General features: G+C 61.2%; 7 protein-coding genes. 3 read left to right on the top strand and 4 right to left on the bottom strand.

Annotation, left to right across the window (positions count from 1 at the left end):
• Nucleotides 1–232 precede the first annotated feature (232 nt).
• Together ACIOVB_RS07505 and ACIOVB_RS07500 are read right to left on the bottom strand one after the other, a co-directional pair.
• Nucleotides 233–4,699 carry a hemagglutinin repeat-containing protein gene (locus ACIOVB_RS07505; protein ID WP_401266295.1) on the bottom strand — a complete coding sequence of 1,489 codons (4,467 nt, stop codon included), beginning with the start codon at nucleotides 4,697–4,699 and terminating at the stop codon, nucleotides 233–235.
• A gap of 112 nt (nucleotides 4,700–4,811) precedes the next feature.
• Nucleotides 4,812–6,539, bottom strand: coding sequence for a ShlB/FhaC/HecB family hemolysin secretion/activation protein (locus ACIOVB_RS07500; protein ID WP_401266292.1), 1,728 nt, complete (start codon nucleotides 6,537–6,539; stop codon nucleotides 4,812–4,814).
• 278 nt (nucleotides 6,540–6,817) lie between these two features.
• On the opposite strand from ACIOVB_RS07500, the gene ACIOVB_RS07495 reads away from it, so the two are divergent.
• The gene (locus tag ACIOVB_RS07495; RefSeq protein WP_401266290.1) at nucleotides 6,818–7,936 is read left to right on the top strand and encodes an HlyD family secretion protein; all 1,119 of its coding nucleotides are present in this window, start codon (nucleotides 6,818–6,820) and stop codon (nucleotides 7,934–7,936) included.
• Nucleotides 7,933–9,525, top strand: coding sequence for a DHA2 family efflux MFS transporter permease subunit (locus ACIOVB_RS07490; RefSeq protein ID WP_401266287.1), 1,593 nt, complete (start codon nucleotides 7,933–7,935; stop codon nucleotides 9,523–9,525). Before ACIOVB_RS07495 ends, ACIOVB_RS07490 begins: the two co-directional genes overlap by 4 nt.
• 14 nt (nucleotides 9,526–9,539) lie before the next feature.
• Here the strand turns inward: ACIOVB_RS07490 and ACIOVB_RS07485 are convergent, their stop codons facing one another.
• Entirely contained in the window at nucleotides 9,540–9,980 is a 441-nt protein-coding gene (locus ACIOVB_RS07485; RefSeq protein ID WP_401266284.1) for a carboxymuconolactone decarboxylase family protein, read from the bottom strand.
• Between the two features lie 177 nt (nucleotides 9,981–10,157).
• Here ACIOVB_RS07485 and ACIOVB_RS07480 point away from each other — a divergent pair, with 177 nt between their 5' ends.
• On the top strand, nucleotides 10,158–10,457 hold the full coding sequence (locus tag ACIOVB_RS07480; protein ID WP_401266282.1) for a hypothetical protein: 300 nt from the start codon (nucleotides 10,158–10,160) through the stop codon (nucleotides 10,455–10,457).
• 113 nt (nucleotides 10,458–10,570) lie between these two features.
• Here the strand turns inward: ACIOVB_RS07480 and ACIOVB_RS07475 are convergent, their stop codons facing one another.
• A complete protein-coding gene (locus ACIOVB_RS07475; RefSeq protein ID WP_401266279.1) occupies nucleotides 10,571–12,139 on the bottom strand; it encodes a sensor domain-containing diguanylate cyclase in 1,569 nt (522 codons plus the stop codon).
• Between the last annotated feature and the right edge of the window lie 222 nt (nucleotides 12,140–12,361).

Genomic DNA, 12,361 nt, shown 5'->3' with positions numbered 1-12,361 from the left:
GGGGGTTGGTCGCTTTTCACACGAATTTCACGCCTGCAAGCTATGAAATCTGCTCGATGGGAATCGCTGGACGTGCAAAGGCAACCTCCGTAACTTTTTCCGATTCAAAGTACGAAAAAAAACGAAAGTGGGAGCGAGTTCACCCGCGAATACGCTGGATCAGCCAACCTGGAATTGACTGAACTGGCGCCTTCGCGAGCGAGCTCGCTCCCACAGGATTTGAAACAGTGATTCAGCCCCTCTCGTCGATTCCGCCTTGCAGGGTTTGGGTATCAAGGTGGCCGGTCAGCGTGACCGGGCCAACTTTCAGGTTGCCGTTCTCGAAAGACACCGTCGGCGCGTTTTCTTCCTTCTTCTGCGGCAGATCCAGCCCGGCTTTTACCCCGTAATCGAGGTTGCTCAGGTCAGTGCTGCTGACCTTCGAACCACCCAGATCAACTTTCCCTTCACTCGCCGAGATCCGCGCACCGGTCAGTTGCGTGGCGCCGCCGACCTTGAGGTTGACGCCTTGGCTGCCGCTGATGCCGGAGGCTTGCTGGACACTGTCCTTGTGCGCGTATTCGCCCTGCGCCTTGAGCGTTGGCTTGTAGTCAGTACCGGCGAGTTTTTCCTTGTCGCTTGGCGGATTCTTTTTCGCGGTCAGGGCAAGATCGACATCAACTTTGGCTTGAGTCTTTGAGTCCTGACGACTCTCGACTGTCAGATCACCCACGACCTTGCCGCTGACGGACTTCGCATCAATCCGCGCACCCGCCAGTTCTGCATCACCCGCGCTGTTCAGCAGCACCGTGTCAGCCTTGATCTGGCTGTTCTGCTGCGAGGTGCCTTGCAGGTAATCCACGCCCACTTTGGCGCCGGCATTGAAGCCGTGATCGCTACTGGCCTTTTCTTCGGCGGCCGTTGGGGTTTTGCTGCTCAGGTTGCCGCCGGCATTCAGTGCGACGTTCCAGTTGTTACGGCTTTCAGTGGACTGCGCCGACTCCTGCACATAACCGCCCTTCTGCGCATTGATGCTGACGTTTGGCGCCGTGACCTGTGTGCCTTGCAAGTGAACCGAGTCACCGCTCAGGGCGATACCGCTCTGGCTGTTGAGTTGGCCACCGGTCAGGGTCTGCGAGCTCTCGTTGACCCGACCAATGTTGAAGTTACCGCTGAGATTGCCCCCCTGATCGCGGCTCTTCTCGCTGCTGGTTTTGCTGCCACCGCCCTTCAAACCACCGCCGAGATTGCTGCCGGTAGCGCTGTGGGTGTCGGCGGCCGCTTGCAGATCGAGCTTGCCGTCAGCCTTCAGATCGATGGCGCCCGCGCTGTCGATTTTCGTGCCTTGCTGGACCTGATCGCCGCCGCTGTTCAGTTGCACGCCGTTGCCACTGATGCTCGCCACATGGGCCTGAGTATCAGAGGTCTGCTTGCCGCTGTGATCGAGCTGGAACCCGGCGCCGAGGTCAACGTTGGTGCCGTCGGTGCCCGGCAAGGTGCCGACCGTCAGCGAACCATTACCGCGCAGGCTGGTGTCGCTGCTGCTCTGGCGGTCGGTGGCCTGATTGAGCGCCAGATCGCCGCCGGTCTTGATGCTCACGTTGCCCTGCCCGCCGTCGATACGGCTGCCTTCGAACTGGGCATCGCCTGCGGTTTTGATGTTCACGCCTTGGCTGCCGGCATAACCGCCGACCACGGCGGTGGAGCTGTTCTTGCTAGATTGGCTGCTGCCGCCCGCGCCGCTGCCGGCGACATTCACGTCCTCACCGGTTTTGGTGTAGACGCGCACATCCACCTTGGCATCTACCGCGTTATCAGTACTGCTGTGGGTGTTGCTCGCGGCATCGGCGACCAGTTTGTCGGCGCTGATGTTCACTTTGCCGGCGCCGGCGCTGTACTGGGTGCCTTGGTCGTGCAGCGTGCCAGCGACTTTCACGTCGACGTTGCCAGCGTCGAAGCGGCTGACTACAGCGTTGCTGCTTTGCTCGGTTTTATTGGCGCTGCCGTGACCGACCGCGACATCAATGCCAACATTCGGCTGGCCGAGATTGGCCAGCGCGTCCTTGTCCGGCACCTTGCCGTTCAGGACATCCTTAACCGCACCGGCTATTGGCCGGGCGATGTCTTTGTACTCGACGTTGGCGCCGATATCCGCCGACCAATTGCTCTCGGTGTGGGTGCTGCTTTCGTTATTGCTGGCCGCGCGGTTGTCGACTTCGTTGGCCGCGATGTTCAGACCATTACCGGCCTTCACCTGAGCACCTTCGGTGGCGAGCTTGTCGGCATTGATCGTCAAACCGCCGCTGCTCTGCACACTGCTGGTTTGCGCAGTGGTTTTGCTCGTGGTGTCTTGCGAAGTGCTGTGGGCGAAATCGACGCCATTGCCGGCGCGGTCGAGGCCGCCGGTGTAGTAGAAACCGCCGCCGGTGCTGCTCTTGTCGGTGGAGGTTTTGTGGCTGTCTTCTTCGGCCAGCAACGACACGTTTTGGCCGCTCAGGCGGGTATCGCCCGCAGTGGATTTCACCTCGCTGCCCTTGACCGTCAGATCGCCGCCAGCCCTCACCTGCACGGCACCGCCGCTGAGGCTGGAACCTTGCTGGGTGACGTCGTTGCTGGTCACCGTTTGCTGCTTGTCTTCGTAATGAATCCCGGCGCGATACTGCTCCGGCGTTTGCTCTTTCGCATAAGCGTCGAAGCCACGGGTTTCAGTGGTGGTGCTGCTGTCGTGAGTGTTCTGCGAGGAATGCACATTAACATCCCCCGCCGCGTCCGCCGTCAGCGCGCCGCCCGCCTTCACCGTCGAGCCAGCGACTTCGATGTCCTTGGCACTCTTGAGCTTGAGGTTGCTGTCGGACACCAGTTCGCTGCGCACCGTGGTGCTGTCCTTGGCATTCTGGCGCGACTCGTTTTTGGTGATGCCGAAGAACTTGCTGTCCTTGTCGTGGTTGTTGCTATGCGAGGTGTCTTGTACGCCGTCGATAATCAGCGAACCCTTGTCACTGATCACGCTCGCGTCGGTGCCGCCACGCACCTGACTGCCGCTGATACGCACGTCGTCAGCCTTGACGATCAGCTTGCCGGCGGCGTTGATTTTGCTGCCCTGATGCTGGCTCTGGCCCTTGTCGGCATCGCCGGTCTTGCCGAAGAAACCGCCACCGACCAGATCGCCGGAGTAGCTATTGTCGCTGCTGCGATTGCTGCGTGTGGCGGTAGCGATTTCCACTTGATTGCCGGCCAGTTGCAGGTCGCCCGTGCTGTCCAGTTCCGCGCCTTCGGAGCGCAACAATGCAGCGGTTTGCAGGGCGATGTTGCCAGCCTTCAACTGGGTGGTGACGCTGCGTTGCTCTTCGCTACTGGTGTTCCAATTGGCTTTCCACAGATGCTTGCGATGGTTGCCCTGATCGGTCTGGGTGTGGCTTTCGGTGGCGGCGGTCAGGCGCAGATCGCCGCCGCTTTTCACATCCAGATTCTTCGCCGCTTCGACCTTGGCCGCGTTCAGTTCGGTGTCTTTGCCGGAGAACAGTTTCACGTCACGGCTGGCAACGATTTGGCTGCCGTGCTGACGCGTTTCGCTGTCGGTCTGGGTGCGGTCGTAGGTTTCCCAGGTGATGCCGATGGTGCTGTTGTTCCAGTTTTCGCGATTTTCCTGGAGTTTGCGGCTTTCCACGGTGCTCAGGGTCAGGTTGCGTTTGGCGTCGACAGTCACATCACGGCCGCTGACATCGGTCGCGGCCAGGGTCAGGTCTTTACCACTGTGCAGGCCGACATCGCCCTGACTGCTGCGAATACCCGCGCGGGTCACATCGAGGCTGTTGGTCACGGCCTCACCGCTGACACTGAGGTCACCGGCCGAACGAATCTGCACCCCGTCACGCCCGGCCACCTGCACCGCACCGACCCGCACGCCGGCACCTTCGGCGGTACTGACGATGTTGATGCGACCGGCCTGCATCGCGCCGAACAGGCTGGCGTCGATGCGTTGATCAGCGGTGCTGCCCGCCGGGTCCACGGTTTTCACCTGGCCGCTGGCGTAATCCACCTGATTGCGTCCGACCGTGAGGTTGAGTTGATCACGGGCAGTGAGCGCGCCCTGACTGTCGATACGCGGGGCGATCAGGTTGATCGAGCCCTCGGCGTTACGCAGGCCGCCGCTCTGAATCTGCAACTGACCGCTGGCGTCGCGGGTGTTGAGCGATTGCAGTTTGCCGTCGTTCAATTCAGGGCGACCAACCACCAGATTGGCGTTCGGCGTGTTGATGAAACTGCCGCCGTTGACCGAGATGCCGTTGGGGTTGGCCAATACGTAATCGGCGGCGCGCCCGAAGATTTCCTGCGCGCCGTTGATCGCCGACGGATTGCGACTGATCACTTCGTTGAGGATCACGCTCGCGGCTTGCCCTTGCAATTGCGGGTTGGCCGCCAGTTGCCCGGCGAGCTGCGATTGTCCGGCCTGCAAGGCGTTGTTCAGCACCAGTCCCTGACGGTCGACGTTGTAGTCGAGGAACTGGTTATGCGACAGGCCCGAACCGTTGGGCGCGACGATGTTGACGATGGGCACACCGCCCTGGGTTTGCAGTTGCGCGGTACCGCCGGGGCCCGGTGCGACGACGACACCACCGGCAAGAGCGCTGGGCAGGTGCACGGCGAAGAACAGGCTGGCGATTGCCCAGCGCAATTTGCCCCGTGGGGAAAGATGAAATGCAAAGGTGTGTGCTGGCATAAAAACGTCTCCATGTGAGTACGGCATCACGTCGCGCGATTTTTCCTGGCCGTGGCTGTCGCGCTCAGATCCGACGGCTGTTTGTTCACTGCATTCTTTGTTTATGTAGCGCTCATATTTGTAAGCCGACCCGCATCAGCCAGGTCTGCGGCTCATGCTGCAGACCGTTGGCCGTGTTGAGGGCGCGTTGGTAGTCGACGTCCACTTGCAGGTTTTTCCAGCCCAGATTCAGCCCGACACTGGCGCCGCTCAGGCGTTGGCCCTGGGCACCGTGATCGGCCTTGATCCAGCCGTGGTCGAGGCCGACGCGCGGGGTGATCTGCATCGGCCATTCACTGCGCAGCGGCAGGCGCAAGGTGTTGCGCCATATCGCGCCGCTGGCACCGGACGCACTGCTGACCCGATAACCGCGCACCGCCGAATCATCGGTGCCGAGCAGTTGTTCAATGGCCGGCAGCGGATCGGGGCTGTACTGCAAATTGAGCTGGCTCTGCCACTGCCAGGCTTGCGCGCCGAGCTGACCGTTGCGCCATTGGCTAAGGCCGGCGCGGTACTTGTGGAATTGCGCCTTGGGCAGGTTTTTGACTGGATGCTGCGAGTCGTCATCGGCGCCAAACCAACGCAGGCCCTGGGCGTAATTGACATCGAGGTTCCACACCGCGCGGTCGAGCCAGAACAGATTGAGTCCGGCTTCGGCCACGGTCAGGGTCGGGCTCTGAATCCCCAGGCGCACGTTTTCCAGATAGCTGTCGACGTCCTTGTGCGCCAGTTGCAGGTTGGCGCTGAGCTGGCGGCTCTGGTCGCGCCACAGCACGCGGTCGGCGCGCAGGCTCACTTGATCGGTGATGCCGGTGCTGTGAAAAGTGGTGCTGGGCAATTTGAACGGCGCGCGATATTCGGCGTGGCTGGCGAATGCGCTGTAGGTCCAATAACCGTAAGGGATCGCGTAATACAGGCTGGCGTTGCGACTGTAGCGGTCGCCCTGATTGAGCGTGTCGCTGGCACTGAGACTTAACAGGTCGTTGAGCTCCAGCGGGCTGTCGAGACTCAGGCTGAGCGTGTCGCGGTCGCGCCCGGTGCTGGCACTGCCGAGGTTGTCGATTCCCGCATTCAAGGCCCAGCGTGACTGCCCGGAGGTGCGCGAACGCAGGATGATTCGTGAGGCGCCGGGCTGGCTGCCGGGGGCGATATCGGCGGTGAGATCGACCGAGCGCAAGCGGTTCAACTGATCCAGACCTTGCTCCAGGTCACGCAGGTTCAGCGGCCCACCGAGCATCCCCGGGAAGGCGCCGCCGAGGGAAACCGGCAGGCTCTGATCGGCCAGTTCGATGGACTCGATATAGCCTTCGTCGACCATGACGTCGAGCGACTGCCCCGCCGCCGGTGCGCTGCTCAGGTACGGGCGGCTGGCGATGTAGCCCTTCTCGACATAGATCGCGGTGATGGTCGCCAGCAGATGATTGATCTGGACGACGCCCATGCACGGTGCCAGCAGCGGTTTGATCCGGGCGTTGAGTTTGTCGCTGTCGATCAACGTGACGCCGCCGATGCGCGTGCCGCTTAACGGCCAGCAACGCTCATCGGGGGTTACGGTCTGGGGAATCGCCGGAGTGACCGCTGCCGGGCCGAACGCGCCGCGCTCCAGTTGGCGCTTTCTTTGCTGAAGCTGAAGTTGTTGCAGATCGCGCTGTTGCTGTTGCTGCTGGCGCAGCACTTCCTGGCCCGGCGCGACAGGTTCGGCCGCTTCAAGCGAGGAGGCACACACACTCAACACAAAGGCCGACAACAGCGGGCAACGCGTGGCACAACGACGAAACACAGCTTGAAGCGAATACGGCACGCAACATCCTTGCAATCATCAAATGGCGTAATGCCACACTATCAATGATCGTGATAGTCGGAGCCCTCCTACACAAATGCAAGACGCTTCCTACAGCGCTTACATTTCTTAAACAATTGATTTGCCAGACATCAGGGTTTCCCCTAGGGCCCGCCTGGAACCCGCATATATCCCTTGGAGGGACAACTGACGATCGGTCGAAGATTTCAATTGCCACCAAATATTACATACGTCATATTACGTCCGTAATAACGACCCGTTTCCGCAGGTATCCCTCCATGACCAGCATGCCTCCCCTCGAACCCGCCCTCGTCACCCCGGTCAGCGCCAGGCCTCCCCTGCTTAAACGCCTGTTGATTCCCGGCGCCGGTTTGATCGCGCTGGTGTTCGCCTGTTTGTATGCCGTGCACTGGTGGGGCACCGGGCGCTTTCTCGAGGAAACCGACGATGCCTATATCGGAGGCGACGTCACGGTGATCGGGCCAAAGGTCGCCGGATACATCGAAGAAGTGCTGGTCAGCGACAACCAACCGGTTAAGGCGGGTGACGTGTTGATCCGCCTCGATGCGCGCGATTACCGCGCCAACCTGGCCAAAGCCGAAGGCGCGGTGGCGGCCGAACAAGCACTTTTGGCCAACCTCGACGCCACCGAGCAACTGCAACACGCGGTGATCGGTCAGGCCCGTGCCGGCATTGATGCGGCGGGTGCCGAAACCGCGCGCTCGCGGGATGACAACGCGCGCTACAAACGTCTGGTGACCACCAATGCCGTCTCGGTGGAAAGCGCCCAGCGCGCCGACGCCACCTTCAAAACCGCCCAGGCCCTGAGTGCCCGCGCGCAAGCCGAACTGCTCGCCGCGCAACGTCAACTGGCGGTGATCGATACGCAGAAACAGCAAGCCCGCGCCGCTCTCCAGCAGGCGCGGGCCGAACGTGATCTGGCGCAACTCAACCTCGGCTACACCGAATTACGCGCCCCGGTCGATGGCGTCATCGGCAACCGCCGCGCGCGGGTCGGCGCCTACGCACAGGCCGGTTCGCAGCAACTGTCAGTGGTCCCGGCGAGCGGCTTGTGGGTCGATGCCAATTTCAAGGAAGACCAATTGGCGCGGATGAAACCCGGCCAACGCGTGAGCATTCGTGCCGACGTGTTATCAGGTCAGCAATTCCACGGACGCCTCGACAGCCTCGCCCCCGCTACCGGTTCGCAATTCAGCGTACTGCCGCCGGAAAACGCCACCGGCAACTTCACCAAAATCGTCCAGCGCGTACCGGTGCGAATTCTGCTCGACCCGGCTGATGGCGTGCTCGGCCATTTGCGTCCTGGCCTGTCAGTGACCGCTGAAGTCGACACCCGCGCGCAACCTGAAAACAGCGCCGTGGCAGCCGCGCCATGAGCACCACCCTCGCCGCCCCGGCGCAACCGTTCAACGCGGCAGACATGGCGACCGCTACCAAAGTCTTCGCCTTCGCGACGATGTGCATCGGCATGTTCATTGCGCTGCTGGATATTCAGATCGTCTCGGCGTCGTTGCGCGATATCGGTGGCGGACTGGCCGCCGGCACCGATGAAACCGCGTGGGTGCAGACCAGTTACCTGATCGCAGAAATCATCGTGATCCCGCTGTCGGGCTGGTTATCGCGAGTGTTCTCCACGCGCTGGCTGTTCTGCGCCTCGGCGGTCGGCTTCACCTTCGCCAGCCTGCTCTGCGGCATGGCTTGGAACATCCAGAGCATGATTGCCTTTCGCGCGCTGCAAGGCTTTCTCGGCGGCTCGATGATCCCGCTGGTATTCACCACCGCGTTCTTTTTCTTCACCGGCAAACAACGAGTGATTGCCGCCGCAACCATCGGCGCGGTCGCTTCACTGGCGCCGACATTGGGGCCGGTGATCGGTGGCTGGATTACCGATATTTCGTCGTGGCACTGGCTGTTCTATATCAACCTGGTACCTGGGATTTTCGTTGCCGTGGCGGTGCCGATGCTGGTGAAGATCGATCAACCGGAACTGTCACTGCTCAAAGGCGCGGATTATCTGAGCATGGTGTTTCTGGCGCTGTTTCTCGGCTGCCTGCAATACACCCTCGAAGAGGGCCCGCGCTGGAACTGGTTCAGCGATCAGACGATTCTGACCACCGCGTGGATCAGCGGGTTGGCGGGATTGGCCTTCATCGGCCGCACGTTGCACGTGGCCAATCCGATCGTCGATCTGCGCGCACTCAAGGATCGCAACTTCGCGTTCGGCTGCTTTTTTTCGTTCGTCACCGGGATTGGTCTGTTCGCGACGATTTACCTGACGCCGCTGTTCCTAGGCCGGGTGCGTGGCTATAGCGCGCTGGACATCGGTCTGGCGGTTTTCTCCACCGGGGTGTTCCAGATCATGGCGATTCCGCTGTACGCCTTTCTGGCCAACCGGATGGATTTGCGCTGGATCATGATGATCGGGTTGGGTTTGTTCGCGGTGTCGATGTGGGAGTTCAGCCCGATCACCCACGACTGGGGCGCCGGAGAGTTGATGCTGCCGCAAGCCCTGCGCGGGATTGCCCAGCAACTGGCGGTGCCGCCGGCGGTGACGCTGACCCTCGGCGGGCTGGCGCCGGCGCGGCTCAAGCATGCGTCGGGCCTGTTCAACCTGATGCGTAATCTGGGTGGCGCGATTGGCATTGCTGCCTGCGCAACCATTCTCAATGACCGCACCAACCTGCACTTCACCCGACTGGCCGAGCATCTGAACAGCAGCAACGAGGCGATGAATCAGTGGCTGTCCCAGGTCGGCGGCAACCTCGCCACCCTGGGCCAGAGCGGCGACATCGGCGTCACCGCCAGCCTGCGCCAGCTATGGCTGCTGACCTACCGCGAGGCGCAAACGCAAACCTACGGCGACACGTTCCTGATGATCATGGTTTGCTTCGTCATCGCCACCGCCATGGTGGCCTTGATGCGCAAGGTACAACCACCGGCCGCGCCGAGTGCCGATGCACATTGATCTGCGGTGTGACCTCAGGCTTGCGGCGTTTTACGGAAGCCCACTGCCAGACGATTCCAGCTATTGATGGTGCTGATCGCGACAGTCAGGTCGACCATTTCTTTCGGCGTGAACTGCGCGGCGACGACGTCGTAATCTTCGTCCGGGGCGTGGGTCAGGCTCAGTTGGGTCAGCGATTCGGTCCACAGCAGCGCGGCGCGTTCACGGTCGCTGAAGAACGGCGCTTCACGCCATGCGGTCACGGCGAACAGACGACGTGGCGTTTCACCGCCCTCGATCGCATCAGCGGTGTGCATGTCGATGCAGAACGCGCAGCCGTTGATTTGCGAGGCGCGCAGCTTGACCAGTTCGATCAGGTTTTTTTCCAGCGGCAGTTTGGAGACGGCCGTTTCCAGGGCGATCATCGCTTTCAGAGCGTCGGGGGAAGCGGTGTAGAAATCGGTACGGGCTTTCATGGTGGATTCCGGGGCGAGTGAATGTGTGGCTACGTTAGTCCCGGCGCGTGGTTCGACAAATAGCCAATATTCGCGAAGATCAGGAGGCCACTTGATTGACCGCTCGTCACTCTACCGGCACCAAGCGTTCGGCGCGTCAGACCAATATCAGGTAAATCCCCTTTTTGGAGACCTACCATGATGAAGCGCAAACTCACCTCGTTATTGCTTGCCGGCCTGCTGGCCACGGCTTCGGCCGCCAGCTTCGCGGCCAACGATGGCGCTGATGCTACCGGCACCAAATCCGGCGCCACCAGCGGCTCGACCATGCCGCCAGACAACACGCCGGGCGCGCCTTCTGGCGGTAGCGGTGCCAATGGCGCCGGTTCCGGTACCGGCACCAATGGCGGCGCCAGCGGTTCGGGCTCGGGTGCCGGTGGCGGCACGGGTTCGGCCGGCGGCGGAACGGGCGGCGCAGGCGGTGGCACGGGCGGCTGAACGAACAAGAGCCACCCTTGGTGAGAACGCTCCTATGAGCGTTTTCACAATCCTCACTCAATGAAAATCCCTGTGGCAAGCCAGCTCCCACAGGTTTTTGTGCAGGTTGTGGCTTAGCGATCGGAGCGCATGAGTTCCGCTAAACCGTCCTCCGGCGACAGCACCGCCGCCCGGTTGCGCCCGGCATTTTTCGCCTGATACAGCGCCGCATCCGCCCGTTGGATAAACACTTCCGGGCTGTCATTGCCATTGGGAATAAATGAATAACAGCCCAGACTCACGGTGAGATATTCGGTGGGTGATCCACTGTGGGTAATGCGTTTGTCGATCACGCTGCGGCGAATCTGCCCGGCAATCGCCAATGCGCCGTTGATGTCGGTATCGGGCAACAGCACCGCGAACTCCTCGCCCCCGTAGCGCACTGCCAGATCCGACTTGCGCTGGCAGCAGTTCTTCAGCACCTGCGCCACTTGCGTCAGACAATGATCGCCGGCCACGTGGCCATAAGCATCGTTGTAACGCTTGAAAAAATCGATATCGAGCATGATCAGGCTGACCGGGCTGACCTGCCGCGCACCTCGGGCAAACTCGATTTCAAGTGACCGTTCAAACAGTCGCCGGTTGGCCAGTCCGGTGAGGCTGTCGTGGGTGGCGATCTGCTCCAGCGAGCGTTGTGCCTTGCGCAGGTTCTTCTCGATCCGCTCACCGTCGCGCACCTGATGGATGAACACCCAGCCAAACAGCCCAATGCCCAGGATCACCAGCGCCACAATCACGCTGGACTGGAAAGCACGTTCATACCAACCCTTGAGGATTGTGTCCCGCGAGGTCGCGGCAGACACCACCAACGGATACGACGCGAGTTGTCGATAGCCGTACAAACGGGTGACGCCGTCGACCACCGAATTGAACATCGCCGTACCGGCCGCGGCGTTGGGCAACAGCTTTTGATAGATCTCGCCCTGGGCCAGTGACGTACCGATCAGCGATTCGTCAAACGGACGACGAGCGAGCAAGGTGCCGTCAGTCAGGCCGAGGAACATGATGCCGTTGTCGTCGAGGCTGAAGCTTTTGAAGAATTGGTCGAAGTACGCCATCTTGATTCCGGCCAGCAACACACCCTGAAAATTGCCGGCGCGGTCATTGACGCGCTTGGAGATCGGGATGATCCACTCACCATCCTCGCGGTTGCGAATCGCCGGGCCGATGTGCGCCACGGTCGAGGCGTTCTGCTGATGGAACTTGAAGTACTCACGGTCAGCCACGTTGATGTCATGGGGCAGATCGTTGAAAGAGGTAAGCACCCACTGGCCCTGCTGGTCGAACAGGAACATGCCGTGTAACTGACTTAGTTGCTGCACCCGGCGGGCGAAAGTTCTTTGCAGGCGCGGCTTCTGCGCCGCGCCGTAGCCATCATCCTGAATCCAGTCGACCAGGCTGGTCATCACCAGATCCGCCGCGAGAAACGTGTCTTCTGCCTGCTGCGCCATCGCCCGGGTCAGGTTGCTCGAGGCCATTTGCGCCACCGCCAGATCCTGACGCCGCGACTGCTCCAGTTGCAGGTACAGCAAACCAAACAGGCACAAGCTCACCGCAACGACAAAAAACGCTGCCGCTTTACGCAGCGGCAGGCGTTTAAGCGCGCCGGGGGCCTGTTGCAGATCGTGAATGGGGATAGGCAAAAGCATGTCCTGGGCAGGTACGACAGGGGCGCGAGCCCGAAACCCTTATGTTTTGTGAGCGTAGTTCACACGGATGCAGGGGGCAAACACCCCGCTCTCGCCCCGTTGTATCGGCGTGCGGTGGATTTGGATGATCGCCACAGGTCGATTTATTTTTACGATCGGTTTTGCAGTAGATAAGCAGCGTGGACACGAGGCCCCTGTGGCGAGGGGATTTATCCC

The sequence above is a fragment of the Pseudomonas sp. NPDC087639 genome, from assembly GCF_044743385.1.
In the GTDB taxonomy this organism is placed as follows: Bacteria; Pseudomonadota; Gammaproteobacteria; order Pseudomonadales; family Pseudomonadaceae; genus Aquipseudomonas.
Note: the sequence above shows the minus strand (reverse complement) of the source record. Positions and strands in the feature narration are given on the sequence as shown.